Raw genomic sequence first — 26,098 nt, 5'->3', positions numbered from 1 at the left:
GCGCCATCATGGCGCTGCTTGCCTATTGGCCACTCGCCCGTTTCCCCCTCTTATTCATAGGAGCATCGTATGAAATCCACCAAGAAAATCGAAGACATGGGTCGTCAAACCCTGCGCGCAGGCGCCGGCGCCGTTGAGCACTCTCGCGATATCGCTGCGGATAAAACCGATGCCTTGTATGAGAACGGACTGGAGCTGCTGCAATCGCTCATCAGCCGTGGCGAGAAGGTTGAATCAGCCCTGCTGGAAAAACTCAAGGTACCGGCCATGATTGAAGATAAAATTGCTGCACTGAAAGCCAAGTTAGGGTTTAACGGAAGTACCCGTGAACAAAACCTGGACATTTTGTCTGCCAAGGTTGATGCCCTGATTGAAGTGGTAGCCACACTGGCAGAGAAAAAAGCGGCCGAGGAAAAAGCGGCCAAAGCGGCTGCAAGCAAGGTGACTGCTGCTAAAACCGCCAAGGCGACGACCAAATCGACGGCGACCAAGGCGAGTACGACCAAAGCGACCACGCGCAAATCGACGACCAGCAAAACCAGCTCGAGTAAGTCGACCACCAGCGCGAAAAAGCCAGCGTCAACGACCTCGCGTACCCGCAAGTCGACGACTGGCACTAACAAAACGTCGCAGTAAACTCGCCGAACCAACAGGCAGAAGAAGTACCGGACGGAACCGGATTTGTGCTTTTAGGAAAGCCACACTGCAAAGCGCCCCAGGGCGCTTTTTTGTTATTGGGTGCTAATCGACAGGGCGCTCTGGCCCTGCGATTAGCGCAAGGTGAAGTTGACTGTCTGACTACTTCAACGACACTTTAGGTAGCGCAAGGTGAGTCAGGCTGTCTGACTAAGCAGACGACATTCCAATGCTCTGGCCCTGCGATTAGCGCAAGGGTAAAGCACGGTGAGCGAAGCGAGCGAGCCGTAATAGGTAATTACGGCGAGAGTGCTGCACGACACATCATGGATGATGTGGCTGGAACCCACCCACAGGGACGTGTTGTTACGTTGATATTTCCGAGACCCGCAAACTACGTCACGCCGAAAGGCGCGCAACGACGCGACAGGGTGAACCACGCCCGCAATGAGCGAAAACGTGCAGCTCATTGAGTGGTGAACGGGAGGGCAGTGGATGCCCGACCTGGACTTTTGCTGAGGGCAGGATGCCGAAAGCACAAAGTACCGGCTGGGTGCGTTACCAGGGATGGGTTACGCCTACGTTTTCAAGTCGTGTCTGCAACGTACTGACTTACTCAGTATTAGGTTGGATGATACAAAAACAGAGACGCCGAAAGTACCGGCTGGAACCCACCCACAGGGACGTGTTGTTACGCCGTTTGCTTCCTCGATAACATGCGAGGAGGTCCCGGCCTTCGCCGGGATGACGATTCTTCGTAGCTGCATATGAGCGCGTAGAGCGAGTAGTGGACCTTGGAAGCGTTGATAGAAGCTACCGTCATTGCGGCGAAGGCCGCAATCTCCATTGGGTCGATGACTAACCAAAACCGTGTTGATTCGTGTGAGTCAGGTAATGTGGGAGGTCCTCGCCTTCGCGAGGATGACGATTCTTCGTAGCAAACTTACTTGGGTCACCGTCCATTACTGGCACAAACCAGCCCCCTGAACCCAGATGTGGTTAACGGTCCACTTTCCGGTCATTTGATGACTCACTCCTTCAACCACTGCCAACTGGAGTCAACCGTAAACTCCGGAATTTGTTCAAACAGATAATCCAGCGTCCACTTGTGATTGTCACCGACAATGATCAGGATACGGTCGCCCGGTTCAGCCAAGGCCAGTACATTGCTCGACATGCGCACGTTTCGACGGTACCAGCGTCCCAGCCAGTCCGGACCCAGCCAGCTGTCCTGAATACCAATACGGTTTTCATACAGGTGTATGCGCTGGGCGTTGATGTGCTGTGCTCTGGACGAGTTTCTCAGTGCGATTTGCTGGTACAGGTTCAAACCAGTCAGCAGCGCTTCATTGTGCTCAAAGGTTTCAATAAGTTGCGCCTCGTGACGGTCATAGAACCCTTTGTCGTGGGCCTTGGCATAATCGCTTAGCACATCGAAAGTAAAACCGTTCAGGGTGCCGTCAAAGGGCGTCTGATCGTCAAACAGGTGTAGACGTTTAAGACCAACATGTTTGGCCAGGCGAAAGCCCAGTTGATAAACCTCGTTGTGCCGTTGGCTGATGCTGAACGCGCCATTAAGGTAGGCTGCGTATTGTTCGTCCACCATGGCTTGCTGCCTGGGTTCCCACTCCAGTACGACTTTGGTGGGTTTGTAGTCGGCGAGCCGTGTAACCAGGGCTTGTAGTGCATCCTGATTGTCCTTGGTCAGCACGGAGGCGGAAAAATGCAACGTGCCCACCACCATTACCGAGGTATCGGCCAGCTGGTCGTAACTTTTCAGCTGGGCTTCCAGGGTATCGAGTTGCTCAGTTGACGCGCTGGTCTGCGCTACCCCCGATAGCCAACTCATCGCACAGAAAAAAACAAAGCAAAAACGTGCATTCACTGCGGTTAACTCCTGTTTTGGTGTAAGGACCATTTAGTCAGACGACCATCTGGGATTGGTTTGTTTGTTCAACTGTTTTGCCCAGTCTATCAGTTGTTGGCTGATGCGCTCATCCCATTGGCCCGGCTGTCCGAGGAAGGACGTCGCCGGTGAGTCATGGATGGTGTACCAGTGATCCATCCCATCGAATTTTTCTACCTGCACATCCAGTCCTTGTTTTTGTGACAATTCGTGGTGCAGCATATCAATGTCGTATTCCGACATGATCCAATCGTTGGTGCCCCAACGAATCCGTGTGGGTATTGAGACTTGTGACCAGGCGCCAGCCACATCGAAATCCTGCATCTGGTGATAGAACGCCATCGGTCGACCGTACATGGTGTCAGCACCATGGTAATTGTAGGTGGCGAGCAGCGGATTTTCGTCGATGATCTCGGCATAGGTCTGCTTATTGATCAACATCTTGTAATACAGCGGAATGTAGGCCTGATTCATTTTAGCCGAGATGGTCGCCTGATCATTGCCTTGCATGGCGAGAATACGCCGCTCGATTTCCAACATGTGCTCAAACCAGGAGCGGTAAAACGTGCCATCGGCAATGATGCCATTCAGGGCATACTTGTTGGCCAGATAAGGGGCCAGCGCACTGCCCATGCTGGAGCCGAATACAATCACCCGTTGTCGATCAACCCGCGGATCGGCAAGCAGTTGTTTGAGTGCCACCTCATAGCCATTCAGCTCAGTGGTAAAGTCGGTTTCCGAGCATCGGCCCTCGCTGTCACCGACCCCTGGCTTTTCTATGCGCATCACCAGCATGCCAGAACCGATGACCAGATCCCGTAAGGTACGGATAAAGTTGGACGTTCGACCGGGCAGGATTTCAATACTGGAGCAGCTCAGTCCGCCGACCACAAAGATCGCCGGTTGCGGTTGTGGAATGGGTTGCTTTGGTAAGGTGATGATATAGCGCTGACGCAGGTTGTAGTCTGAGCGCAAAAAGCCATATTCAACCTGTAAGTTTTCATAGTGTTCTTTCTCAACCGGCGCGAATCGGATGGTGGCGTCATGCAACGTGGTGCCACGCTTATAGGTTAAGGAAACCGGGGTGTCGGCGCGCAGATTGTATGTGATGTCCCACCATTGGTCGCCGTTTCTGATCACCTCACCGTCAACCGCCAACAAGATGTCTCCGACGGCCATGCCTGCCTGCGTTAAGCCTGATTCAGGCATTAACGAAGTCACTGTCCGCCCGGTGGGGGTGGCAGGTTCAAACGTGGCATGCCAGCGGGCCCGCCGGTCTTGTGTGTCGTCGCTGGTTTGAGAGTGTGCCGTTGTGCTTGTGAGCAGCACAGGTAACAATGCAGTCAGGACTAAAACCGCCGTTTTCATCATCGTCTTTGTTCCTTTTTTCAAAATGATTCGTGACTTTCAGGTTCATCGTAGATCCCTGAAGGTTCGGCTCAGATACTAGCGATTTGCTTTACCGTCACGGCAGGTTTTATGCGAAACTCTGGTCATACTATGTGGAATCAGGATTTATCGTGGTCAATGTTTTTCGTTGGGACCCCGAACAGGGACATGTTTACCTTTTCGGGTCCCGCATACTGACGCACATCGTTTTCTGGACAGCGTATTACGTTCTTTTCAGCCTCACCTGGGTGCGTTCAAGCGGCGGATTATTTGCGTCATTCTATCTGGAATTTATTCTTATGCCGGTCCGTATCATGGCGGTATATGGCATGCTGTATTTACTGATCCCGCGCTTTTTACTGGCCCGCCGATACCCGGCGTTTTTGCTCGGTTATTTGTTATTGATCGGGTTTGCCGGGTGTCTGCAGATGTTCATCAGTGTGTTTTTCTACCAGAACCTGATGGTGGCACCGGCGGAGCATTTCAGCGTGTCCTTCGCCGGTTGGTTCAGAAGTTGTTTGTTGATCAATACGACGGTGTTGCTGATCGGTGCGATCAGAATGTTCCAGCTGTACATTTCTGTGGTTGAGCGCCACAGTGAACCCGCACAAGAGCCGGAGGCGCTGTCGGGTTCGGTGACGGTCAAAGCCAACAAGCGTTTTTACCGGATCCCGTGCAACGAAATTTTGTTCGTTGAGGGGATGGGTAATTACGTCAAATACCACCTTAAAAACGGCGAACACAAAACCGTTTATGCGTCGCTCAAAGAGACCCTCGACAAATTACCCGATACTTTTTTGCGCCTGCACCGCTCGTATGTGATCAACAAGCAGCACGTTGATTCCTTCAGTGCTGAGTCAGTGTTTATTCAAGGTGCCACGCTGCCAAGAGGCAAGGGCCTTGCAGACAGTGAGTTGACCGTGTAACAGGTACTCCCGCATTGTTACATTGCCATTGGCCCATGGCTGAATACGCCATCACAGACGCTTACTGCAGCTTGTTGATAGTGTGCGCGCAGCGCCATCACGTCAGCTTCAGGCGTCTTATTGAGAAAAGCGTTGATGACGGCATGGTGTTCGGCCCCGGTCAGTAGCAGCATCACCACCTCTGGCTGGGTAAGTTGCTTGCTGCCGCTGTGACCTTTGACCAGCGGCAGGGTTGCCGCAGTGGCCAGAGGGTCTGCGCGAAAGCGGTTGATAAAATCCATCGTCTTAGGGTTGATGATGTGATTGCCTTGCCCGTCCAGCGACAATGGGGAGTAGGGCAGCGCTCTAAATTCATCGGCGATAACCCGGATATGGTACTCCAGTGTTTGCTGGTAGTCTGTCTGCTCCAAATCCGTCAATAGGTGATGGAAAAACTTACCCGCATACAACGGGCCTGCTGTACCGACAATACCACCTACCTGTTGTTGCCAGCTTTTGTTTGCATCGCGTTGGCGGGTCATCAGTGCATCTGCCATTGAGCCGGTATGACGTCGTTTATCGTTTTTGCTGGCAAAGGGAATACCGGCCAGCAGAGTCAATGCCTGTTTACTGGTATCTTGCGCAAGAGCAAGGGGTGATAGGCTTGCCACCAATTCCGGCACAGAATGCTGCTGCACAAACGCCAGTGCGTGCGGTGCCAGTTTCACTGAATGAAATTCAGGGTAGCGGGTGGTGGCGGCAAACATCGGCGTTTCTTCCCAGGCCGGCACTCGGCTGATGCTTTCCTCAAGCGGGGTTTTAAGCTGTAAAAAGGCCGTTTGAATCGCGCACAGGCTTTCCAGGGGGGATCCGTTAACCTGCATGGGGGTTGGCTTGCCGTAGCGAACGGCAGGCGGTTCATCCGAGCAGGCAACCAACACGAACACCATGGCAATGGCGGCCATCTGACGGTAGCTCAGGTGAAAAGCTCCGCGTGTTAGGGGATTGACGGGGTTACGTCGCGATGTGAAATGAGCCATAGGACGTCCTTTTCGGCGATGAATAGCAGGTATGATCAAGACTACCCCATGTAGAAACCTTTTGTGCGGTCTTTATGCCAACAGCACCGTAATTGGTGTGAAAAGCGCTTTACAGATGCCGGTTATGGTTGATGAAGAGTGTTATTCCTGTGGGGGCGTTTAAACCTTTGCCCATACTAAAGCGTCCCATGGATAATGGACTTGGTTGTAGGAAAGTGGCAATGCGTGTAACGGCAGTGATCATCATGATGTTGAATTTTATACCACAGGCAATGGCGGGTTCGTCGTTAGCCGAGCTTGAACACGCCTTGTCCGGCGCTGACTATCCTCACGTGTTGGGAGCCAAGGTATCGGTTGGTAGGGAACCTGTGACGGTGCTATTGGCATCAAAAACACCGCAGGCGGTCAATCGTCCGGTGGACATTCGATCTGCTACTAAGAGCATCACTGCATTGTTGTTTAGCCATCGGGACGAATATCCGACGCCTGCGTTACTGGACACGCCGATGCACACGCTGCTTGCAGACAGACTGACCGGGCTATCCCAATACAGTGCGCTCAAGCAATCAATCACGCTGCGGGATGCGCTTACCATGCAATCGGGGTTGGCTTGTGACGATTGGATTCAAGCCTCTGTGGGTCATGAGGACAAGATGTACCAGACCGGCGACTGGCTGAAATTCTGGTCATCATTGCCCATTTCTCATGTACCGGGTGAGCATTTCAGTTATTGCACCGGTAATGTTATTGCAGCTGGCCAGGTATTGGCAGGACTCCAGCAAAAAAGCATTCCCGTATACGCACAAGAAACGTTGTTTACGCCGCTGGGAATTAACAATGTAAGCTGGGCTCAGACGCCGGAAGGGGGCACAGACACCGGGGGACACCTGAAGATTGGCCTTAATGACATGCATAAATTAGGCGTATTGGTGTTGAATCGTGGACGCTGGGGCAGTCAGCAGATTATCAGTCCTGACTGGATTGCGCAGATCACTGCGCCCCACAGCCGGGTCCCGGAACGTAAAGAACGCTACGGTATGTTGTGGTGGATCATGGATGTACCGGTAAATGATGCGCCAACAAGGCTGATCTATGCCCACGGCAATGGCGGCAACTTCATCGTGGTAATACCCGCGATGAATGTGGTGGCGGCTTTCACTGGCAATGCGTTCAATTCACGGCAACAGTTTGTGCCGCTGCGCGTGCTAGTGTCTGAGATCCTGCCATACCTTGCCCAAAGCGGGTGATGTTTAGTCGTGATGCTGGGGCAATCGTTAGACAATCGAGGCAACCGCTATTCGCTGATCCTTTGATCTCGATCCTTTACAACCTGTCCGCGACTCAGTCACTATCAGGACCAATACTTATTGATGTTGTGAATCGTTGATTTTCACGGGGAGAACGGGTGGGTTTTATTCAACGTGATGATGACTCGTGCCATCGCGAACGGGGCAGGGACTTAGGCGTACCGGAACTGATCGCCATCGCCCTTGGCGGCATGGTGGGGGGCGGTATCTTCACCATCCTCGGTGTGTCGGTGTCAATGGTCGGGGTGTTCACCCCGCTGGTGATCCTGATTGGTGGCATTCTGGCGGCATTTGCGGCGTACTCCTATATCAAGCTCGGTGTGTATTACCAGGATGAGGGCGCCACCTATTCGTTTTTCAAAAAGACCTTTCCTGCTTCACCCTTTGCGGCCTCATTGATCGGCTGGTGGGTGATTTTCGGTTACATCAGCACAATGGCATTGTACGCCTATACCTTTTCGTCCTATGCCATCAGCGGGTTCGCCTTTGGTGACAACGAGTGGGTGCGTAAGGGCGTGGCCGGAGGGGTCATCCTGCTGTTCACGGTTATCAATCTGTGGAGTGTTAAGGGGATGGGCAAGATTGAAGATTTGATGGTGTATACCAAACTGGTGATCCTGGCCATTATCTCCTTTGTTCTGATCAACAACGCCAATACCTCATTGCCAGTGCTGTTTGAGGCGCAGCCTTCCGTGAATGTGCTGTCGGTGTTTATTCTGGCATCGATCACCTTTGTCGCATTTGAGGGGTTCCAACTGGTGATCAATGCGGTTGACGAAATGGACAGGCCAGAGCGCAACATTCCCATCGCCATTTACTCTGCCATCGGTCTGGCAATCCTGATCTATGTGGTGATGGCGTTTGGCGCCATCCTGGCGATCCCGTTTGAGGACATTATTCACAACAAAGAATACGCATTGGCGGCCGGTGCGTCCCATGTATTAGGGCATTGGGGAACAGACTTGGTGATCCTGGGGGCATTGCTGGCGACCAGCAGCGCCATCAGTGGCACGGTGTTCGGCGCGTCACGACAAATGGCGGTGATTGCCCAGGACGGGTATTTCCCGCCGTTGCTGGCCCGCCGGGTGAATCGGATCCCGGTGTTTGCCATCGTCAGCATGTCACTGTTGGCCTTCATTCTGGTATTGGCGGGCAGTTTACAGGTGATCCTGGAGTTCGGCAGTGTGACGTTTTTGGTGGTGTCATCCTTGATGGCCTTCGCCAATTACAAAATACGCCATTTAACCCGCTCGTCGAAAGTCGTTACCGCACTGGCATTTTTGTGTTTGCTGGCCGGTACCGTGTTTATCTTCTACTACGAATACGTGCATCAACCCCAGCAACTGGTGTTTATTGTGTCAATCTATGCGCTGCTGACCATCGGTGCCTGGGGATACTCCACCCGTTACATGTACTGGCGCAACAAGGGCAAAGTCGAGTAGACACACAAGGGGCACAGCAACCAGAAATGCTTTGTCCTTGGGCGGGCAGTTGTTATCCTACGCTTTTTTGAGCCACCGTAGCCGCGTTGATGACATCCCCTTTTCACTACACAACCACCTATACGCTGGATAAAAGCCATTTCAGTGAAACCTATGATCAATCCGTGGATACCACCCAACGGGGTCGTCGCTACCTGAAAAGTCTGATTTTCGTGGTGATCGGCGTAGGGCTTTACTATCCACCGGAACTGTCAGGCTATTTGGGCACTTTCTTTGTTGCGTTGGGGATTGTGGATGCCCTGAGCGTGCGGTTTGACAAGTCGTGGTGGCTGTTCCGCCAGATGATCAGCAAGGCCGCCAATCACGATCTTACCCTGACCCTTGATGAGCAGGGGGTCCGCACTCAGTCGTTGCAGGTGGACAGCCAGTTGCTGTGGACAGATATCGATCGTATCCAAGCCACTGAAAAAGGCTGGCTGTTGCATCACGGCCGGGGTAAATATTACCTGTCGAACCGCTGTTTATCGGCTGACGGCCAGGCATTTCTGGCCGACAAAAGGGAACACCTTACGTCCAACTGAGTCACCGTCTCGACAATTCCTTCACATTCGGTGTGGCAATCTTCTGCCGGTAACCTGACTGGAGAAGTTGTTATGTACCGTTTGATATTGCTGATGGTGTGTTTGGTGCAGCTAAGTGGCTGTACCCGTTCCCATCTGGACATTTTCCCGCCATTGGATGACCCGTCGTTGGTCAATAAGATGATCCCCGCAGATCAGCTACGGGCGGATATCGATGCGCTGGTAGAAGGCGTATTGCTGCGACACCCGGATCTTTCCGGCTACACCCGTCTTGCTGATGTGCAGGCTGCCGCCACTGAACTGAAACAGCAGATCGACGGGCCGATGACCCGGGTCGCGTTTTTTCGCCTGGTCGGGCAGCTGTCCCACCATTTCAATGATGGTCACAGTTTTCTGATCTGGCCGTATCAGGAATACAACGCCCTTGTCGGTGACGGTGCGCAGGGATTTCCTTTTCACCTCGAACGCACGCCGTTCGGCCTGTTCATTAAACACGCGTATCAGCAAGGTGAGCAGCACATTGCTGCCGGCACTCGGGTACTGTCGATCAATGGCGTAGACAGTGAGACCCTGATGGACACCGCGCAGCGTTATGTCGGCGGTGAAACGCGCCTGCTCAGGGAGCATACCGTGGCGGCACGCTTCGCACCCATGCTGTGGTCGGTGTTTGGCTTTATTGATGAGTTTGCGCTGGAACTGGCGAACGAACAGGGCGCTACAACACTGATGGTCCGGTCCGGCGACAACTGGCAGTTAAGCGATGATGCCGGTGCCCAAGGCAATGCTGAGCACTACTACAAACGGCTGAAGCCCGGTGTGGGTTATCTGTACATCGGCAGTTTCGATACTGATCCGGATCAGTTCGAGACCTTTATCGACCAGACCTTTACCAGTGTGCAAGATGATCAACTTCAGCACCTGATTGTGGACATCCGTGATAACACCGGCGGCAACACCGATGCGCCGGCCTATCTGTCCCGTTACCTGGCCAATAAGCCATTCAGTATGGTGTCGTCAGTGAAAGAAAAGCTCAATCCGGACAACCGTGGGTGGCTGGATCACAAAGGGGATATCGGCGACATTATCCGCCAGCCCTGGAATGAGACGCTGGAGCCCATGGCAAATGGCAGGCGCTTTGGCGGGAACACCTGGTTATTGGTCAGTCCGCTGAGCTATTCTGCTGCGATTGTGTTTGCCACCACCTTGCAGGATAACGGCTTTGCCACGCTGATCGGCCAGACCACCGGCGGCTACGCCAACCAGACCGCACAGGGCAACTTGTTCAATTTACCTCACTCCCAGTTGCGGGCCTATGTGGCCACCCGCTTGTTGGTGCGTCCCAGTGGCGATACAACGGTGGGCGGCGTGGTACCGGATATCATTATCGAAAAAAACCAAGCTGCGCTAACATCAGGACAAGACATTGAGCTGGACGCTGCCCTGGCAGCGATTGAAAACCGCTAGCGAGACATTGATGGACAAACTTTCCGTACTGCTGATCGAAGACTCCCGGGCGATTGCCACCGAGATCTATGATTTCCTTGAGCAGCAGGGCATGACGGTGGACTATGCCGAAACGGGCCATGATGGACTGCGCCTGGCCACCCGCCATGCCTATGATGTCATCGTGCTGGATGTGATGCTGCCGGATATCAGCGGCGTCACTGTGTGCCAGCACATCAAAGCACAGTGTGACCCCATACCGCCGGTGTTGCTGCTGACCGCCAGAGATAGCCTGAGTGATAAAAGTGATGGCTTTGCAGCGGGGGCTGATGATTATTTGACCAAACCGTTCGAGCAGGTGGAGCTGGCGCTGCGTTGTCGGGCGCTGGGCCGTCGGCAGCAGTTGCATGGCGCGCAACAACGGGTGATCGGTGAGCTGGTGGTGAATGACAAGCAGCAATGGGCGAGCCGGGCCGGTGATGTGCTGCCCCTCAGCAGTACTGACTTTGCGATATTGTGCGCATTGGCGCAGGCTTATCCCAATGCTGTCAGCCGACAGCAACTGATCAATCAGGTGTGGGGTGATGACTTTCCCGACAGTGATGTGCTGCGCTCGCACATCTACACCTTGCGTCAGGCGCTGGACAAACCCTATGCCACAGCCATGCTAAAAACCATTCATGGCATCGGCTTCAGGCTGGAGGCCTGATATGCAAACCGGTATTTCAATCAGAGCCTTGGTACGGCGGCTGGTGGTTACCTTCAGTGTCATCCTGAGTGTGGCCTTTATTGTGGTGTTGCAGGGCTATGCCTGGGTGGTGGAAGACAACGTGTTTAACCGCCTGGTTGCCGACGAAGCGACCTTTATCGAACACACCTATCAACAACAGGGCTCCGTGGCACAACCCCGGCTGCCCTTCATGCGCCTCTACGCCAGTTGGGATCAACTGCCCGACAAGGTTCAACAGATGCATCAGGCGTCTCCCTCCCGAATTGAGTTTCCCCTCAGCGATGAAGAAACCCTGCACGTCCGAACCCTGCAGCTGGATGACAAACGCTGGATCCTGGCCGCCAATATCGCCCGTTATGAAGTATCGCGGGACTATCTGCCACGGTTATTGCCTTGGTTCGCGGCCATTGTCGGCCTGGTTGCACTGGCCGCGCTGTGGGTCGCCCACTATTTGAGTAAAACGTTGGTGGTTCCGCTGGCGGGGATCTCCCGACAGGTAAGAGAGCATCAGGGCGACCAGGCGTTGCAGTTACAACACGACCGCACCGTTGTCGAGATCAATTACCTGAGTGACGTCATCACCAGTCACTACAACGAGTTGCAGCAGGCCTTTGACCGCGAGTCACGCTTCACCCGCGATGTCAGCCATGAACTGCGCACGCCGATCACGGTGTTGAAAATGTTGCATCAGAAATTGGCTAACCTTGACGGGGTGCCTGCCGATGAGCTTGAAAAGCACCGTCAGGCGGTCGAACAACTGCAGCATAATCTGCACGGGTTGCTCGCGTTGGCGCGGGCTGAATCACTGCACGCGGAATCGGTGTTGCTGGTGGCCGAGATTGAACACGAGATTGTTAATCATGCCACCCTGTCAACCGATGATACCTTCCGCATTGAACTGGACGTTGCGCCCGATTATCGGGTTAGTTGCAATCGTAATCTGCTGCGCATCTTGCTGGCTAACGTGCTGGACAATGCCGTTCATCATGCAGCGCAAAAAGCACTCGTCATCACCCTGCGAGACGATACCCTGACCTTTACCAATCCGGTAGACAGTCTGCCGGTGGGGGATGTGCTCGCACCCTCAATCAAAAGTGATAAAAGTACCGGACTGGGGCAGGGCTTGTTCCTCCTTGAGCGCATTTGTGAGCAATTTGACTGGGGTGTACAGGTTAGTCATCAGGAAAAAACCTTTTCACTGCATATCCACTTCACAAACCCTTGACATTCAGACGGTTAAAGTAGCCCTGTCTTTTACAACACAAGGGTTATTCAATGAGACAATTTCTGTTTACCGTGTTCGCACTGTGGTTAACCAGTGCCTCGCTGCAGGCGCAGGAAATCCGCGTTGGCATGCTCATTTCCGGTTATGGCAACGAGAGTCGCCCCGAACTTAGCTACGATCTGGAGGAGTTGGCACAGGCCTATCTGATCCTGCACGACAATGGTGTCGCCATCGATATTCTGACCCCGCAGGGGGGCGCGGTGTTGGTGAAGGACAACAAAGACGCCTTGCCGTATATTCAGCGTTTTAAGTCTCTCGCCCTCGAACAGCTAAACAACACCTTATCTGTGACACAGGTGCAAGCCAGTGACTACCATGGTGTGTTCATTGTCGGTGGTGACGGCGCCATGTTCGATTTGCCGTCAGACCCCGCTACCCAATCGCTGCTCAGCCAGTTTGCCAATGCGCAAATGCCCATGGCTGCGGTGTGCCATGGCCCGGCCGCGATTGCCGATATTCGTTTAAAGGACGGTACATATCTGGTGGCCAACAAACAGGTGAATAGCTTCACCAATGCCGAAGAGCATGCCTTCAGTGCCGAAACCCTGGATCGTTTTCCGTTTATGATTGAAGATCGGCTCAAAGCCAACGGTGGTGTATTCGTGCACAATGTCCCCATGCTGCCGTTTGTCGCCGCTGATGGGCACCTGATCACGGCACAAAACCCGTCCTCGGTACCGGCCGCGGCCGAAGCATTTCTGATTGCGTTGGGGGGCTCGCCCAAGCCACGGGAGCCGTTTCGTGATGAAGCGACCATGGCACTCATTGACCAGACCCGTCAGGGCGGGTCAGTGCACCTGGATATCGCGCTGGCCAAGGCGCCTGAACGGTATGATCTCAATTATCTGGCCCTGTATGGCTTTTATGCCTACGCCATGGCACCGGCCAGTGAAAAAGCCCGTGAGCTGGGATTGATGGAAGCCATTGCCCGGCATTTCCAGCACCCGGTGTATGAAAGCCGCCTGATCACGGGGTTGGTCGAACATGGCCATCAGGACAAAGCACGTAAGGCGTTCGCCGATTATCAGCAGCGCTACCCTGACGCCCCGGATCTTGAGGCCCTACGCAAGCGGGTAGTGGAGCAGTCGGCTGAGTAACCGCCGCGACTCAGAAACTGCCAATCCAGTGAACCACCGGGGCCCAGAAACGGGTTTCGGTGGCCAGCGGGATCCCCGCTGCCATACACACCCAATAGGGCAGTGCGTACCAATACACCTTGTGTGCATGGCCTTGGGATAACTTGTCGTATACCGGCCCGGCCAGCAGGAACGCGGTGGTTACCAGGGGGATAAACATTCCCTGGGCTTCGCTGGGAGGTCCTTGTGTAAACCACTGAATAAACCGAAAGGTTGACGGTGGTACAAACACACAGCTGGCCAGAAACATCAGCCGTTTGTGGATATCCCCACGGCGGCGTAAGCGCACCGCAAAGCCGACAAACAAGGCAAAGGCGATCAAGTCCACCGTGGGGGCAATGTGCAGGGCTTCCATGAAGGCCAGCAGCTCCGGGTCGCCGGAATTTACGGCATAGTGGGCCGCTTGTGTGGCCGTTGCCAAGCCAGTAAACCAGAACAATACCGCCACACCAACACCGAACATACCCAATGACATGTGCAGTCTGGGTTGGTGATTGGCGATCAGGTGGGTTTGCACGCAATACAGCAACAGCCATAACACGGCCGAAACCGCATGCCAGTGAATAAACGGGTTGGTGTGAGTAAACCCACGGGTGATCATTGGATGGAAGTAGGTATAGCTGAAACCACTGATGGCCAGAGCCAGGATCAGCATGGAAACAATGCCGTAAAAACTGGTTTTAACAACAGCGTTGGCGGGGCGGGCAAGCTCTTGCATGGGCGATCTCCTGAACTGGACTGAGTATAGACTGGATTTCACTTCCCGGTGCGTTGGCAGTCACAGGGCTTGCGTGGTTGGATGCATTGAGTCAATACTGGGGTTTTAGCAAAGGCAGAGCAGCATGAAAACGGGACTGTTTTTTGGGTTATTGATGATGTCGGCTGGGGGCCTGGCAGATGATTTTGCCACCGGCCCGCTGTTGAAAGATTTCGGGCCCCATGCCCCGGTCAAGGGTGCCGAGGCGTTGCCCGCACAGGCGGTGTTTAAGGTTGCGTTTGATGTGGCTGAAGCCGCCAAGCCGGGTGAGGTAAATCGCAAGTTTGTATCGCTGGCGCGGTTTCTCAATATGCACGTTGCCAACGGTATTCCGGCTGAGAATATTCATCTTGCACTGGTGGTGCATGGCAAGGCGTCACAGGACCTGCTCAGCAACGCGGCTTATCGCGCCCGGTTTGATGCTGACAATGGCAATGTCGCATTGCTTGATGCGCTTGCCGCGCAAGGGGTCAGCATTCGGGTGTGTGGACAGTCCGCCACGTATTATCAGGTAGACCGCGATAATCTGTTGCCCCAGGTGACGTTGTCACTCTCTGCCATGACGGCCCATGCCCTGTTGCAGCAGCAAGGGTACACGCTGAACCCTTTTTAACCGCAACAAGAAGACACTTTCTCGGCCCGGGCATCCCGAATGATGCGCGTGGCAGAGACCAGAATGGTCAGTGCGATAAGACAACCAATCAGCCAGTCCGCCCAGGCCTGACCGGTATAGCTGACGATCCCGGCTGATACCAGCACTCCGGCATTGGCCAGCATGTCATTGCGTGAGCAAATCCAGCTGGCGCGCATATTGATATCGCCCTTGCGATGACGCCACAGCAGCCCAAAACAGGCGACATTCACCACCAGCGCCAACACTGCGATGCTGATCATGATGCTGACGTCGGGCTGAGCGCCGGTGAGTATCTTGTGGGCGATGTCTATCAGGATCAGTGCGCCGAGTGCCCATTGCAATGAACCGTTTACCAGTGCCGCACGGGCCTTGAAATGGGCGGCTTTACCCACGGCATACAGGCTCAGGCCATACACAAAGGCATCGGCCAGCATGTCGAGCGAATCGGCCATCAGGCCACTGGACTGGGCCAGCCAACCCGCGACAAACTCGACAAAAAACATTCCGCCGTTCAGTACCAGCACGGTCCAAAGCAATCGACGTTGTTGTTGATCTTCAGCCGATGGTGCGCAACAGGATGACATGATGACCTCCGCAGGGATTGGATGACGCTTTCAATAACGGTAAACGGTATCAGACGATACCGGTATCCTCTTTGAACAGCAATACGGCCAGGTAAATCAGGGCCAGGGGAGGAAAAAAGCTCAGCACGAAACCCACCATCGCGGTCAAGCGCGGATTTTCGGTTTTGCGCACACCGAGACGATAACTGGTCAGGGTAACGAACAGGATAAATGCGACGGCGACGACGCCCATTAACAGTGAATACATGGCAGCTCCTTTGGCTAAGTATCGGTGTCAGGCTAGGGTGATGTTTATTGATTGTCAATATATATTTATTGATATTCGATAAATTTAGCTTGAAGGGACGAACCTTTGTGGATATGCTGGCAGTGTAACGAAAGCAGAGGAAGACAATGCCATCCACCATCCGTATCAACCTCGACAGATTGTTGCTGGAGCGACGTATCACCCTGACCGAGCTGTCCGAACGGGTTGGCATATCGCTGGCCAACTTGTCGATTTTGAAAACCGGCAAAGCCAAGGCGATACGATTCTCAACCCTGATTGCGTTGTGTGATGCATTGAATTGTGAGCCCGGTGAGCTGATTGAGCGTGACGTCGCCAGTGGTAGCGAGGAACAACCATGAACCGATTAGAACTTAAAATCCCGCCATTGGCGTTGTTGGGGGTGTTTGGCTGGCTGATGTGGGACGCCGAAACCTGGCCATTACCGCAGTATGCACAACCCAGCTGGGGTTTCTGGCTGGCGATTTTTTGCTGGCTGGTGGCATTCGGGGTTGTTGTGGCCGGCGTATTGGCGTTTCGTTCGGAGGGCACCACCGTCGACCCGCGGGACCCTTCACAAACTTCTACGTTAGTGATCAAGGGCGTTTACCGTTACACCCGCAATCCCATGTATGTGGGGTTTGTGCTGGCGCTGATAGGCTGGGCCATCTGGTTATGGAATCCGGCGTCGGCGGCATTGATCCCGCTTTTTGTGGTGTATTTGCAGCGATTTCAGATCAGGCCGGAAGAGCGCTTCATGGCAGAACAGTTCGGTGATGCCTATCGGGACTACCAGCGACGTGTTCGGCGCTGGTTGTAAGCGGTAGCCCAGAGCTCGAGTAGATGGTATTTAACGCCCGTCACACATCGACCATCGTCACACTACTGATGACAATGCTGTTGTTAGTGGGCGCCCTGGTTGTGGGGTATGCCTTAAATCGGCAGCAACAACTTAGCGCGGAATATGAACATCATGCGCACCTCTGGCAGTTAAACCAACCACAGGCTTACCGCTATGAGATGATAACAGGTTGTATGTCGGTCAATCGTTACCGTGTAGAGATTGATCAACTTGGAACAACCATTACGGCCTCAGACGAAAGTTTGCCGTATGAGGCGGTACTGATAGACGATGTTTTTGCCATCGCTGCAACCGCCATTCAAAAAGCCCATCAGGTGGAAACGCACTACCATCCGTATTTTGGATTCCCTGTCAGCATAGAAGTAGATTGGGAGAGTGCTGCCATTGACGATGAGTGTTTTGTAGTAATAGAGGGATTTGAAAATCTAGATGAGTCTTAGCGGTCGAGAGCTAGCCTCTATTGTCATCGGTACAATACGTTTTTTCTGCGATGGTTACCATCACAAAGGGCCGGTTTCCGGCCCTTGATGAACGCATTGTCAGTTTTCTTCCTGACGGTTATAGCTCAGCAGGTTGACGTTTAAGCGTATCAATGAACATTAACCCAGAACCACCCATAAACAACCACACACCAATGATGGCGTACTGGCCGAACTGAGGCAAAAACAGCATGCTTCCGAAGAAGAATGCGAGGCTTGAGATGATCCCCAAGGTATTACGTTTTCCCGTTTTCGTTGCTGACATCGTTTGTCTCTCCTATTGTGCAATGTCTGGCTGAAAGCGAAAGGCCACCGAAATTCTGTTCCAACTGTTGATCTGTAAAATGACGCTGGTCAGTTCTATCAGGCCGCTATCGCCGAACGCGTTGTGGGCTTGCTGATAAAGGTGGTCGCTGATGGTTTGGTCGCTGATCCGGGTCAGGGCTTCTGTCCATGCCAGTGCCGCCCGCTCTTCGGGGCTGAATACATCCACCTCTCGCCACGCCGGCAACACGTCCAGACGCCCCTGCTGCTCGCCATCCTGACGGGCTTCATTGGCGTGCATGTGCTGACAAAAGCCACATTGGTTAAGCTGGGAGGCGCGCAGTTTAACAAGGTGGAGCAGGGATGATGGCAATGCGACTTCGGCGGGCACTTCGCCGAGTCCCGACAAATGCTCGAGCACGCGGGGGCACTGCTGATACAGCGATGATTGTGAAAGTCTTGCTTGCATGAGGGTCTCCTGTAATGAACTGGGACCATCGTAAAAGCGCAGGCGGATTATTGATTGGAAATTTGCGACACTTTGCGGCGCCGATAATGCAATGGGGTTTCCAACGTTTGCTGGCGAAACGCATTGGTAAAATGGGCCTGATCGTAGTAGCCACAGGCCAGCGCGATATCCGCCAGGCTGTCGGTGGTGGTGATCAGACGTTGACGGGCTTGGCGAATTTGCGCGAAGCCGTGTAATTGATTAGGCGTAAACCCCAGTTGTTTGCGCGCATAGCGCTCCAGCGAGCGGCGACTGACGCCATGCTCTGCGGCCAGCTCCTGTGGTGCGATGAGGTGTGTGGCGGCATGCTCAAGCAGCAAGCGCCACTTTGGACTGGGCGGTTGTTGATCCCGGCTGAGCGCAATCAACCAGTCTTGCACTGCCTCCAACCGGGTATGCTGGCTCAGTTCTGGCAAGGTATCGAGCAGCGCAGTCAGTCCTACCTTTTGGCGCAACGGCATCGAAGCCAGGTCAATGTCAATGTTGGCCAGCTCACCCACATCCAGCCCCAGTAAGGCTGCCGCTGCGCCCGGGCGGAAGCGCACGCTGATACGGCTCACAGACATGTCCCAGGTTTGCTTACTGGTGCGGGTTTGATGATAGTAGTGGGCGTGTGCGCCCCAGGGCGTAATGGTAAAGGTCAGGCTGGAGCCGCCATCGGCATAGAATTTTTCTTCAAGCATTGTCGGGTTGTTGGCTGTGGGTGAAGACCACAGACACTGGACCCAGCGGCGAAGGGCTGGGTCAGGCATCAGTAACGCAAAGTCGAGGGTTGCGAAACTGGCCGCAGGGATAATGCCTAACTGGCTGTATGACACTAAACGGTTCTGCATGCTGTATCGATGTTGGTTAATCTCGCTCCGACAGCGTGGCTAAAACGCCATGTTCCATGACCTGTCCCAGTGTATCTGCTTAAGGGTAATGATCAACGTCAACTGACAGCAAGATGTGTTTCAATCAATGTCTGGGGAAATCCGATGAATGCCCGACCGCCTGCGGTTGGTGGCGGTGTTTTTCAGACCCAAGGGGTGGGGATTGACGTATGATCAGTACAGAACACCGAAGGAGGTCGTGGATGTTGAAGCGCGCCATTTTGATTGGCTGTGTGATCCTGTTAACAGCCTGCAGCAGCAACAACAACTGGCGAACTGCCAGTCGTCAACCCGCTGGCATTGCGCCGGATCCGGGTATTTATTCGGATGCCGTGATTGAAGTGTATGCCGCCGATGCATTCAGTTGGCGTGGCTGGTTTGCTGTGCATAGCTGGATTGCGGTCAAGCCACAGAATGCCTCTGAATACACCGTGTTTGAAGTGGTTGGCTGGCGGGTCAGGCGGGGACAGCCCGCACTGTACAGCTATCAGACGGCCACGCCGGATCGCTACTGGTACGGCTCGAAACCGGAAAAAGTATTGTCGATAACCGGTGAAAAAGCCCGCCACCTGATCCCCAAAGTGATGGACGCGGTAGAACGATACCCCTGGGCCGATGAATACACCTTGTTTCCGGGCCCAAACAGCAATACCTTTCCTGCCTGGGTAGGGTTGCAGGTACCGGAACTTGAACTGGAGCTGCCATTTCGGGCCATCGGCAGTGGTTACGCTGACGATTAAAAAAAACGCCCTCAACTGAGGGCGTTTTTGCAGGTTTAGTTAACATCAAACCGGTCGGCATCCATGACCTTGCACCAGGCAGCGACAAAGTCCCTGACGAACTTTTGTTTGCCGTCATCCTGGGCATACACTTCTGCATAGGCGCGCAGCACCGAGTTGGAGCCGAATACCAAATCGACCCGCGTGGCGGTCCATTGTTGCTGACCGGTGTCACGGTCAATGATGCTGTAAAGGCCATCACTGGTGGGTTGCCAACGAAAGCGCATGTCGGTCAGGTTGACGAAAAAGTCATTGCTCAGCGTGCCAACCGAATCGGTAAACACGCCATGAGCGGTATCACCATGATTGGTGCCCAGCACACGCATGCCACCGACCAGCACGGTCATTTCACGGGCCGTCAGCCCCATCAGTTGCGCCCGGTCGAGTAGCAGCTCTTCTGCACTGACCGGGTAGTCTTTTTTCAGCCAGTTACGAAAACCATCATGGATGGGTTCCAGTGGTGCAAAGGATTCTGCATCGGTCATTGCCTCAGTGGCGTCGCCACGACCGGGGGTAAAGGGGACGGTAATGTCGATGCCGGCGTTTTTTGCCGCCTGCTCTATTGCCGCGCTACCTGCCAGCACAATCAGATCAGCCATACTGACCGGTTTACCCAGGCCTGACTGCACGTTGGCCAACGCACTCAGCACCCGATGTAAACGCTCGGGTTCATTGCCGGGCCAGTCTTTTTGCGGGGCCAGGCGAATGCGCGCGCCATTGGCGCCCCCTCTATAGTCTGAGCTGCGGAATGTGCGCGCGCTGTCCCAGGCGGTTGCAATCAAGGCCTGCGGGCTGACGCCACAATTCAATAACTGAGATTTCAGGGCATTGATTTCCTGCTCATCAAGGCTGTAGTCAACGGCGGGTACCGGGTCCTGCCAGATCAGATCCTCAGCGGGCACATCCGGTCCCAGATAGCGGCTCTTGGGGCCGAGATCACGGTGGGTCAGCTTGAACCAGGCGCGGGCAAACACCTCAGAAAAATACGCCGGGTCTTGGTGAAAACGCTCGGCAATCTTGCGGTATTCAGGGTCCTTGATCATCGCCATGTCGGCGTCTGTCATGATAGGGTTGTGGCGCTGTGACGGGTCAGCGACATCCACCGGGCGGTCTTGCTCCTGGATGTCCACCGGCTCCCATTGCCAGGCGCCGGCCGGACTTTTCTTCAGTTCCCACTCATGGTTGAACAACATGTCGAAATAGCCGTTGTCCCAGCGGGTGGGGTGGGTAGTCCAGGCTCCTTCAATGCCGCTGGTCACCGTATCGCTGCCATTGCCTTTGCCGTTGGGGTTGGTCCAGCCAAACCCCTGTTCATGCACATCGGCTGCCTCGGGTTCAGGGCCAAGGGCGCCCGCGTCGCCATTACCGTGACATTTTCCCACTGTGTGGCCACCGGCGGTAAGGGCAACGGTTTCTTCATCGTTCATCGCCATGCGTGCGAAGGTCTCGCGCACGTCCTGGGCGGTGCGCAGTGGATCCGGCTTGCCGTCCACGCCCTCAGGGTTGACGTAGATCAGGCCCATTTGTACCGCGGCCAGTGGGTTTTCCAATGAATCGCGCTGCTCCTGTGCATAGCGCTGAGTGCTTTCAGCCAGCCATTCTTTTTCTGAGCCCCAGTAGGTGTCTTTTTCGGGGTGCCAGATGTCTTCCCGTCCACCGGCAAAGCCAAAGGTTTTGAGGCCCATGGACTCATAGGCCATGTTGCCCGCCAGGATCATCAAGTCCGCCCACGACAGTTTGTTGCCGTATTTCTTTTTCACCGGCCACAACAGACGACGGGCTTTGTCCAGGTTGGCATTGTCCGGCCAACTGTTGAGTGGGGCAAAGCGCTGGTTGCCGGTGCCGCCACCACCGCGCCCATCGGCGATACGATAAGAACCTGCTGCGTGCCACGCCATGCGGATCATCAGGCCACCGTAGTGTCCCCAATCGGCCGGCCACCAGGACTGGCTGTCGGTCATCAGGGCTTTTAAATCCTGTTTCACGGCTTCCAGGTCCAGGGACTGGAAGGCGCGGGCATAATCAAAGTCGTCATCCATCGGATTGGTCTTGCGGTCATGCTGATGCAGGATGTCGAGGTTGAGGGCATTTGGCCACCAATCCATCGGGCTTTTCCCGCTGGTGGTGTGTCCGCCGTGCATTACCGGACACTTGCCGGTTGAAGGGGAGGGTTTGTCAGTCATAGCGTTTCGTCCTTTGTGCAATGGTTCAGGTGACAAGTCGCCCCCTAAACGTTAGAAGAACATCGCGTTTTATCCAGCACAAACCCACATACAGAGGTCAAACTCTCAGGCAGGTGCGCCAATGCGATTACCATGATGCTATCTTGCGCCTTGCAACGGGAGGGGTAAAAGGAAGAAAGTGAATGGGGTTAATCGTAAAAAGCGTTTAAGGATGGTTTTTTTAATTGAAAAGCAGGTTGAAGGGTGTCCTTCAACCCACAGTTGTTAGCTGACCAGTTCCAGTCCGGGGCCCCGGTGGCCGCTGAGAATACGCGCTTCGCGCTCTTTGAGTCGCTTGAGGTAACAACGCAGGGTCTTACTGATGCGGGTACTGCGCTTGATGTTGTCCAGCTTAGACCAACTGGCGCGCTCAGCATTGTTGACCAGTTTGGTGATGCTTTTTTCCGACGGGTTGGAGAAAATGTGTTTCACATTGCCAAATCCCCGTGCGGGAAGAATGTTGATATCGCCCACGTACTGTTGGTCGATCACCGAACGGATTTTGTGGATACCCAGTTTCGCGCCCTTGTTGGACACCAGGCTCTCCATCATATCAAAGGCGTAGATGCTGTTAACTTTGGCCAGATTGGTAATGTGGCGCCAGGTAATCGCGCCAATACCGTTGCTGTGTTTCTTGTCACGGGACAGAAACGGTACCGCCAGCGGGTTGGTCTGGCTGACAATACTGTGGTTCACACCGTACAGGCGTGCCAGACGCTGGAAGGGCATGTCAGCCATCAGTGACCCGTCCACAAAACGGCGGTTGGGGATGTAGGGTACGATATCGCCACTGGCGGTTTTGGCTTTCAGTTGTACCGGCGCAAACACCAACGGTATTGCGCATGAAGCGCGCACCGCCTGGGTGATCACCGCATTGGGTGAGGTTTTGGCATTCAACAGTCGACTGAACTGGTGCAGGTCCGACGGTGATACCGTCACGGTAATGTGGCGGCCGGTCTTTTTGTAGGCTTCCTCGAAAGTCATCAGATCAAACAGTTCGATCAGGGCATTTTCGAGGTTGGTGGCATCCAGCAAACTGTTGCGGCCAAACCCTTGCCAGATTTTCCAGTGGCTGAACTTCTCGTAAATACTTTCCGGTGCCAGCGATTCGCGCAGTTCATCGTCAGTACGGGTGCCGATCAACGAGGCGATGATCGAACCGGCACTGGCGCCTGAAATCACTTCTGGCAGGGCATCGTGCTCGACCAGCGATTTGACCACGCCGGCATGGAAGAAACCCAGTCCGGCACCGCCACTGAGCATCAGGCAGCTGCGGCCGAAGGCGTGGGCGGTTTCCTCAAAAAACGACAGTTTCTCGTAAAAATCGACTTCTTTCTCATCGGCTTCATAGATGGCATCCAATGACGCACAGACCTGGTCAATGAATTCTTCAATCAGGGTTTTGGTGCCGATTTTGGCCTGATGATTCAACGTCGGGTTGGAGATGTTACCGAGGTTACCGTGCAGGCCCTCGTGCAAGATCGACATCAGGCCGTGGATGTCTCCACGGGAGCGGGACAGCTTGATACGCTGTACACGTTTACGAATCAGTCGGTAGTCATAGTCCCGACAAATATCTTTGGCCTTCCATTCCGCCGCCCCAGACAAGGCATCGTGGGCCAGACAAGCGTCCACGTATTCCTGATAATTGCTCGCATGTTGGATACTGCGTTCCAACGCCGCCAGGCGGCTTCGATCAGACATAACCGTCTCTCAATTCCGGGTTTACTGCTACATTACCTAAATAATGCAAAAACTTAGAAATTACTACCTAAAACGGGTTTTCCGGTCAGGTTTTAACCACTGCTTTGATCCAGCGCAGGCCGTGAAAACCGGCAGTACTAACAGGTTAGACCACAGTCTATCAGGAATGTCTCAAAAAATCGGTAAATTAGATTGACCATTCTAATGTGGCTGGTTAGCCTGACTGCAGTGTACCTTGTCGACAACAATGATAACGAAAGGCTGTACAACCAACACTATGGACTGGATCCTCGCTAATCTCACCCTGCTGTCAATCCCGCTGGTCAGTGCCATTGTCGGCTGGTCGACCAATTATCTGGCGGTAAAGATGATGTTTTATCCCATCGAGTTTGTTGGCATCCGCCCCATTTTCGGTTGGCAGGGTCTGATCCCGATGAAGCGCCGGGAAATGGCCGAAATTGAGGTTGAACTGGTGCTGGGTAAGTTACTCAGTGTGCAGGAGCTGGCCAGTCGACTGGACCCGGTGATGTTGACCCAATCCATCGATCGTCGCCTCAAACAGGTGCTGAGAAAGGTGGTGAATGATGTCATGGAAGAGTCTGCACCCCAATTGTGGGCCGCCATGCCGGTGCAGGGTAAGAACCTGGTGTACAAGCGCATCGAAGCGGACGTACCCAATGTGGTGCACAAAATGGTCGACGATTTCAAACACAACGTCGATGAAATTCTGGATATTAAAGAGCTGGTGGTTAATCACCTGACCAACGAACCGGAGCTGATCAACGAGATCTTCCTGACCGCCGGCGAGAAAGAATTTCCGTTTATCGAGCGTTCCGGGCTGTATTTCGGCGCCTTGTTTGGTTTGATCACCATGGTGGTGTGGTATTTCAACCCCATCTGGTGGGTGCTGCCACTGGGCGGTCTGGTGGTTGGCTATGCCACCAACTGGATTGCGATCAAAATCATTTTTGAACCCAAACGGCCGATCAAGTTTGGCGGACTGACATTCCAGGGCATGTTCCTCAAGCGTCAGAAAGAAGTGTCCCGGGTCTATTCAGACATCATTGAGCAAAAGCTGATCAACTCGAAAAACATCACCGACATTGTGTTGCACGGCTCGGGCTCGGCACAACTGCTGGAACTGATTGAACTGCATGTTAACGATGCCATTGAACGGTATGTGGCGATCGCACAGCCGTATTTTGCGCTGGGGGTTGGCTCCGAGAGCTACTTCCGAATGAAAAAGATGGCGGTTGAGCAAATCTTCAATAGCTCGGACAAATACCTCCAGTATGCCCATGAATATGCCAACTCGGCGCTGATGGTCGGTGACGATTTGTGCGAACGTATGCAGGCACTGAGCCCGGAAGAGTTTGAAGGCGTGTTGCGCCCGGCGTATCAGGCCGACGAGTGGAAGCTTATCGTGGTGGGCGCTGTGCTGGGCATGTTGGCGGGCTTTGGGCAGCTGTACCTGGTCTGATCCCGTCCTGTTCAACCGGTGTAAGCCGCTTTGCTGACCTGTCGCGCTGCTATGGATTGAGATGGTCGTAAATCGCCACCAGGCTCTGGGTCAGTTTATGACGGGGTGCTAACGCAATCAGTGGCTGCTTGGCCTGATGGGATTCGCGCATTTTCACCGACTGATTCACGTAGTGCGGTATCACCGGATAACCTTCCTCAATTAATTCATCAATGATTTGGCGGGGCAAATTGGCCTGTTGCATAAACTGGTTGGCAATGATCCCTTCAACCGCCAGTTGCGGATTATGGTCTTCACGAATTTCGGCAATTTTCTGCTGCAGGGCGTACAGTCCCTGGCGGGCGAAATCATCACAATCAATCGGGATCAGGCAGCGCTGAGCAGCGATCAATGCTGACATGCTGTAGAAGTTTAATGCCGGCGCAGTATCAATGTAGATGTGATCATAATCGTCGGCCATGTCTGCCAATGCCTCACGCAGTTTGTAAATTTTGTGGCGGCTGTCCAGTTCACTTTCCAGCTCACTGAGGCGCTGACTGCCGGGAATAATGTCCAGGTGCTTGATGCTGGTGGTGTGACAGAACTCTTTGGCTTTGCGGCGATGCAGGTGGAAGGTGATGGTCTGTTCAAACAGGTCTGCGATGGTACTGTCACCCTCAGGTTGCAGGGCATTCAGGTAGGCCGTGCTGTTGCACTGGGTGTCCAAATCCACCAACAGTGTTCGCTTGCCCCGACTGGCCGCAATGGCGGCAAGGTTTACAGCGAGGCTTGATTTACCCACACCACCTTTCTTGTTGAACAGCACTCGTATCATCGTCCTTGCCCCTTGCAATGAGTTAATTCAAGACCTTGTACAAAGTGTACACAATGTGAAATGATACGTTTATT

The 26,098-nt window shown here is 53.9% G+C and carries 27 protein-coding genes; 15 read left to right on the top strand and 12 right to left on the bottom strand.

The features are described from left to right. The first annotated feature begins 69 nt into the window (after positions 1 to 69). The gene (locus LJ739_RS08330) at positions 70 to 636 is read left to right on the top strand and encodes a hypothetical protein (protein WP_229159119.1); all 567 of its coding nucleotides are present in this window, start codon (positions 70 to 72) and stop codon (positions 634 to 636) included. 1,030 nt (positions 637 to 1,666) lie between these two features. On the opposite strand, the gene LJ739_RS08325 is transcribed toward LJ739_RS08330, so the two are convergent. Further along, a complete protein-coding gene (locus LJ739_RS08325; RefSeq protein WP_229159117.1) occupies positions 1,667 to 2,521 on the bottom strand; it encodes a DUF5694 domain-containing protein in 855 nt (284 codons plus the stop codon). A gap of 33 nt (positions 2,522 to 2,554) precedes the next feature. After that, positions 2,555 to 3,913: a PDZ domain-containing protein gene (locus LJ739_RS08320; protein WP_229159115.1), complete on the bottom strand. Its 1,359-nt coding sequence runs from the start codon at positions 3,911 to 3,913 to the stop codon at positions 2,555 to 2,557. A gap of 317 nt (positions 3,914 to 4,230) precedes the next feature. On the opposite strand from LJ739_RS08320, the gene LJ739_RS08315 reads away from it, so the two are divergent. Continuing rightward, entirely contained in the window at positions 4,231 to 4,857 is a 627-nt protein-coding gene (locus LJ739_RS08315; protein WP_229159113.1) for a LytR/AlgR family response regulator transcription factor, read from the top strand. A gap of 17 nt (positions 4,858 to 4,874) precedes the next feature. On the opposite strand, the gene LJ739_RS08310 is transcribed toward LJ739_RS08315, so the two are convergent. Further along, positions 4,875 to 5,876: a hypothetical protein gene (locus tag LJ739_RS08310; RefSeq protein WP_229159111.1), complete on the bottom strand. Its 1,002-nt coding sequence runs from the start codon at positions 5,874 to 5,876 to the stop codon at positions 4,875 to 4,877. Positions 5,877 to 6,097: 221 nt separating this feature from the next. Between LJ739_RS08310 and LJ739_RS08305 the strand changes: the two genes are divergently transcribed. The 7 genes from LJ739_RS08305 to LJ739_RS08275 all read left to right on the top strand — a co-directional run bounded on the left by LJ739_RS08305 (position 6,098) and on the right by LJ739_RS08275 (position 13,761). Then, complete coding sequence (locus tag LJ739_RS08305; protein ID WP_229159109.1) at positions 6,098 to 7,123, top strand: serine hydrolase domain-containing protein; 1,026 nt, start codon at positions 6,098 to 6,100, stop codon at positions 7,121 to 7,123. 158 nt (positions 7,124 to 7,281) lie between these two features. Then, on the top strand, positions 7,282 to 8,625 hold the full coding sequence (locus tag LJ739_RS08300) for an APC family permease (protein ID WP_229159107.1): 1,344 nt from the start codon (positions 7,282 to 7,284) through the stop codon (positions 8,623 to 8,625). 89 nt (positions 8,626 to 8,714) lie between these two features. Continuing rightward, entirely contained in the window at positions 8,715 to 9,206 is a 492-nt protein-coding gene (locus tag LJ739_RS08295) for a YcxB family protein (protein ID WP_229159105.1), read from the top strand. Positions 9,207 to 9,278: 72 nt separating this feature from the next. Next, entirely contained in the window at positions 9,279 to 10,670 is a 1,392-nt protein-coding gene (locus tag LJ739_RS08290; protein ID WP_229159102.1) for a S41 family peptidase, read from the top strand. Beyond that, positions 10,630 to 11,358 carry a response regulator transcription factor gene (locus LJ739_RS08285; protein WP_229159100.1) on the top strand — a complete coding sequence of 243 codons (729 nt, stop codon included), beginning with the start codon at positions 10,630 to 10,632 and terminating at the stop codon, positions 11,356 to 11,358. Before LJ739_RS08290 ends, LJ739_RS08285 begins: the two co-directional genes overlap by 41 nt. 1 nt (position 11,359) lies before the next feature. Then, a complete protein-coding gene (locus tag LJ739_RS08280; protein ID WP_229159098.1) occupies positions 11,360 to 12,604 on the top strand; it encodes a sensor histidine kinase in 1,245 nt (414 codons plus the stop codon). A 50-nt stretch (positions 12,605 to 12,654) separates the two neighbouring features. Further along, the gene (locus LJ739_RS08275) at positions 12,655 to 13,761 is read left to right on the top strand and encodes a type 1 glutamine amidotransferase domain-containing protein (RefSeq protein ID WP_229159096.1); all 1,107 of its coding nucleotides are present in this window, start codon (positions 12,655 to 12,657) and stop codon (positions 13,759 to 13,761) included. Between the two features lie 10 nt (positions 13,762 to 13,771). Here LJ739_RS08275 and LJ739_RS08270 read toward each other — a convergent pair whose 3' ends face one another. Next, a complete protein-coding gene (locus LJ739_RS08270; RefSeq protein WP_229159094.1) occupies positions 13,772 to 14,518 on the bottom strand; it encodes a hypothetical protein in 747 nt (248 codons plus the stop codon). A gap of 124 nt (positions 14,519 to 14,642) precedes the next feature. On the opposite strand from LJ739_RS08270, the gene LJ739_RS08265 reads away from it, so the two are divergent. Continuing rightward, positions 14,643 to 15,170: a DsrE family protein gene (locus LJ739_RS08265; protein WP_229159091.1), complete on the top strand. Its 528-nt coding sequence runs from the start codon at positions 14,643 to 14,645 to the stop codon at positions 15,168 to 15,170. On the opposite strand, the gene LJ739_RS08260 is transcribed toward LJ739_RS08265, so the two are convergent. Together LJ739_RS08260 and LJ739_RS08255 are read right to left on the bottom strand one after the other, a co-directional pair. After that, positions 15,167 to 15,775, bottom strand: a complete 609-nt coding sequence (locus tag LJ739_RS08260; protein WP_229159089.1) for a cation diffusion facilitator family transporter — start codon at positions 15,773 to 15,775, stop codon at positions 15,167 to 15,169. The two genes, LJ739_RS08265 and LJ739_RS08260, sit on opposite strands and share 4 nt — an antisense overlap. 49 nt (positions 15,776 to 15,824) lie before the next feature. Beyond that, positions 15,825 to 16,022, bottom strand: a complete 198-nt coding sequence (locus LJ739_RS08255) for a hypothetical protein (RefSeq protein ID WP_229159087.1) — start codon at positions 16,020 to 16,022, stop codon at positions 15,825 to 15,827. Positions 16,023 to 16,168: 146 nt separating this feature from the next. Between LJ739_RS08255 and LJ739_RS08250 the strand changes: the two genes are divergently transcribed. The 3 genes from LJ739_RS08250 to LJ739_RS08240 are packed head-to-tail and all read left to right on the top strand — an operon-like array spanning position 16,169 to position 17,342. After that, complete coding sequence (locus tag LJ739_RS08250; protein WP_229159085.1) at positions 16,169 to 16,402, top strand: helix-turn-helix domain-containing protein; 234 nt, start codon at positions 16,169 to 16,171, stop codon at positions 16,400 to 16,402. Beyond that, positions 16,399 to 16,860 carry a methyltransferase family protein gene (locus LJ739_RS08245; protein WP_229159083.1) on the top strand — a complete coding sequence of 154 codons (462 nt, stop codon included), beginning with the start codon at positions 16,399 to 16,401 and terminating at the stop codon, positions 16,858 to 16,860. The genes LJ739_RS08250 and LJ739_RS08245 overlap by 4 nt, the downstream gene beginning before the upstream one ends. A 23-nt stretch (positions 16,861 to 16,883) precedes the next feature. Beyond that, positions 16,884 to 17,342, top strand: a complete 459-nt coding sequence (locus LJ739_RS08240) for a DUF6174 domain-containing protein (protein WP_229159081.1) — start codon at positions 16,884 to 16,886, stop codon at positions 17,340 to 17,342. A gap of 118 nt (positions 17,343 to 17,460) precedes the next feature. Here LJ739_RS08240 and LJ739_RS08235 read toward each other — a convergent pair whose 3' ends face one another. Genes LJ739_RS08235 through LJ739_RS08225 form a run of 3 tightly spaced genes read right to left on the bottom strand, consistent with a single transcriptional unit; the run spans position 17,461 to position 18,986 of the window. Then, on the bottom strand, positions 17,461 to 17,646 hold the full coding sequence (locus LJ739_RS08235) for a YrhK family protein (RefSeq protein ID WP_229159079.1): 186 nt from the start codon (positions 17,644 to 17,646) through the stop codon (positions 17,461 to 17,463). A 12-nt stretch (positions 17,647 to 17,658) separates the two neighbouring features. Further along, positions 17,659 to 18,114, bottom strand: a complete 456-nt coding sequence (locus LJ739_RS08230; protein ID WP_229159077.1) for a carboxymuconolactone decarboxylase family protein — start codon at positions 18,112 to 18,114, stop codon at positions 17,659 to 17,661. A gap of 47 nt (positions 18,115 to 18,161) precedes the next feature. After that, on the bottom strand, positions 18,162 to 18,986 hold the full coding sequence (locus LJ739_RS08225; RefSeq protein WP_229159075.1) for a helix-turn-helix domain-containing protein: 825 nt from the start codon (positions 18,984 to 18,986) through the stop codon (positions 18,162 to 18,164). Between the two features lie 242 nt (positions 18,987 to 19,228). Between LJ739_RS08225 and LJ739_RS08220 the strand changes: the two genes are divergently transcribed. Further along, positions 19,229 to 19,765 (top strand): DUF3750 domain-containing protein, encoded by a 537-nt coding sequence (locus LJ739_RS08220; protein ID WP_229159073.1) that lies wholly within the window; start codon positions 19,229 to 19,231, stop codon positions 19,763 to 19,765. A gap of 35 nt (positions 19,766 to 19,800) precedes the next feature. Here the strand turns inward: LJ739_RS08220 and katG are convergent, their stop codons facing one another. After that, positions 19,801 to 21,987, bottom strand: coding sequence for a catalase/peroxidase HPI (katG, locus tag LJ739_RS08215; protein WP_229159071.1), 2,187 nt, complete (start codon positions 21,985 to 21,987; stop codon positions 19,801 to 19,803). Between the two features lie 264 nt (positions 21,988 to 22,251). After that, positions 22,252 to 23,730 carry a DUF3336 domain-containing protein gene (locus LJ739_RS08210; RefSeq protein WP_229159062.1) on the bottom strand — a complete coding sequence of 493 codons (1,479 nt, stop codon included), beginning with the start codon at positions 23,728 to 23,730 and terminating at the stop codon, positions 22,252 to 22,254. 277 nt (positions 23,731 to 24,007) lie between these two features. Here LJ739_RS08210 and LJ739_RS08205 point away from each other — a divergent pair, with 277 nt between their 5' ends. Beyond that, positions 24,008 to 25,210: a DUF445 domain-containing protein gene (locus tag LJ739_RS08205; protein WP_229159054.1), complete on the top strand. Its 1,203-nt coding sequence runs from the start codon at positions 24,008 to 24,010 to the stop codon at positions 25,208 to 25,210. 49 nt (positions 25,211 to 25,259) lie between these two features. Here LJ739_RS08205 and LJ739_RS08200 read toward each other — a convergent pair whose 3' ends face one another. After that, positions 25,260 to 26,024 (bottom strand): ParA family protein, encoded by a 765-nt coding sequence (locus tag LJ739_RS08200; RefSeq protein ID WP_229159052.1) that lies wholly within the window; start codon positions 26,022 to 26,024, stop codon positions 25,260 to 25,262. Between the last annotated feature and the right edge of the window lie 74 nt (positions 26,025 to 26,098).

It is taken from the genome of Fluctibacter halophilus (assembly GCF_020687825.1).
GTDB lineage: Bacteria > Pseudomonadota > Gammaproteobacteria > Enterobacterales > Alteromonadaceae > Fluctibacter > Fluctibacter halophilus.
Note: the sequence above shows the minus strand (reverse complement) of the source record. Positions and strands in the feature narration are given on the sequence as shown.

Bases quoted from the DNA above. Each gene is read 5' to 3' on its own strand.
- LJ739_RS08330 (WP_229159119.1), top strand. From the start codon at position 70: ATGAAATCCACCAAGAAAATCGAAGACATGGGTCGTCAAACCCTGCGC.
- LJ739_RS08320 (WP_229159115.1), bottom strand. From the start codon at position 3,913: ATGATGAAAACGGCGGTTTTAGTCCTGACTGCATTGTTACCTGTGCTG.
- LJ739_RS08315 (WP_229159113.1), top strand. From the start codon at position 4,231: ATGCCGGTCCGTATCATGGCGGTATATGGCATGCTGTATTTACTGATC.
- LJ739_RS08310 (WP_229159111.1), bottom strand. From the start codon at position 5,876: ATGGCTCATTTCACATCGCGACGTAACCCCGTCAATCCCCTAACACGC.
- LJ739_RS08305 (WP_229159109.1), top strand. From the start codon at position 6,098: ATGCGTGTAACGGCAGTGATCATCATGATGTTGAATTTTATACCACAG.
- LJ739_RS08295 (WP_229159105.1), top strand. From the start codon at position 8,715: ATGACATCCCCTTTTCACTACACAACCACCTATACGCTGGATAAAAGC.
- LJ739_RS08290 (WP_229159102.1), top strand. From the start codon at position 9,279: ATGTACCGTTTGATATTGCTGATGGTGTGTTTGGTGCAGCTAAGTGGC.
- LJ739_RS08280 (WP_229159098.1), top strand. From the start codon at position 11,360: ATGCAAACCGGTATTTCAATCAGAGCCTTGGTACGGCGGCTGGTGGTT.
- LJ739_RS08275 (WP_229159096.1), top strand. From the start codon at position 12,655: ATGAGACAATTTCTGTTTACCGTGTTCGCACTGTGGTTAACCAGTGCC.
- LJ739_RS08270 (WP_229159094.1), bottom strand. From the start codon at position 14,518: ATGCAAGAGCTTGCCCGCCCCGCCAACGCTGTTGTTAAAACCAGTTTT.
- LJ739_RS08265 (WP_229159091.1), top strand. From the start codon at position 14,643: ATGAAAACGGGACTGTTTTTTGGGTTATTGATGATGTCGGCTGGGGGC.
- LJ739_RS08260 (WP_229159089.1), bottom strand. From the start codon at position 15,775: ATGTCATCCTGTTGCGCACCATCGGCTGAAGATCAACAACAACGTCGA.
- LJ739_RS08255 (WP_229159087.1), bottom strand. From the start codon at position 16,022: ATGTATTCACTGTTAATGGGCGTCGTCGCCGTCGCATTTATCCTGTTC.
- LJ739_RS08250 (WP_229159085.1), top strand. From the start codon at position 16,169: ATGCCATCCACCATCCGTATCAACCTCGACAGATTGTTGCTGGAGCGA.
- LJ739_RS08245 (WP_229159083.1), top strand. From the start codon at position 16,399: ATGAACCGATTAGAACTTAAAATCCCGCCATTGGCGTTGTTGGGGGTG.
- LJ739_RS08240 (WP_229159081.1), top strand. From the start codon at position 16,884: ATGGTATTTAACGCCCGTCACACATCGACCATCGTCACACTACTGATG.
- LJ739_RS08235 (WP_229159079.1), bottom strand. From the start codon at position 17,646: ATGTCAGCAACGAAAACGGGAAAACGTAATACCTTGGGGATCATCTCA.
- LJ739_RS08230 (WP_229159077.1), bottom strand. From the start codon at position 18,114: ATGCAAGCAAGACTTTCACAATCATCGCTGTATCAGCAGTGCCCCCGC.
- LJ739_RS08225 (WP_229159075.1), bottom strand. From the start codon at position 18,986: ATGCAGAACCGTTTAGTGTCATACAGCCAGTTAGGCATTATCCCTGCG.
- LJ739_RS08220 (WP_229159073.1), top strand. From the start codon at position 19,229: ATGTTGAAGCGCGCCATTTTGATTGGCTGTGTGATCCTGTTAACAGCC.
- katG (WP_229159071.1), bottom strand. From the start codon at position 21,987: ATGACTGACAAACCCTCCCCTTCAACCGGCAAGTGTCCGGTAATGCAC.
- LJ739_RS08210 (WP_229159062.1), bottom strand. From the start codon at position 23,730: ATGTCTGATCGAAGCCGCCTGGCGGCGTTGGAACGCAGTATCCAACAT.
- LJ739_RS08205 (WP_229159054.1), top strand. From the start codon at position 24,008: ATGGACTGGATCCTCGCTAATCTCACCCTGCTGTCAATCCCGCTGGTC.
- LJ739_RS08200 (WP_229159052.1), bottom strand. From the start codon at position 26,024: ATGATACGAGTGCTGTTCAACAAGAAAGGTGGTGTGGGTAAATCAAGC.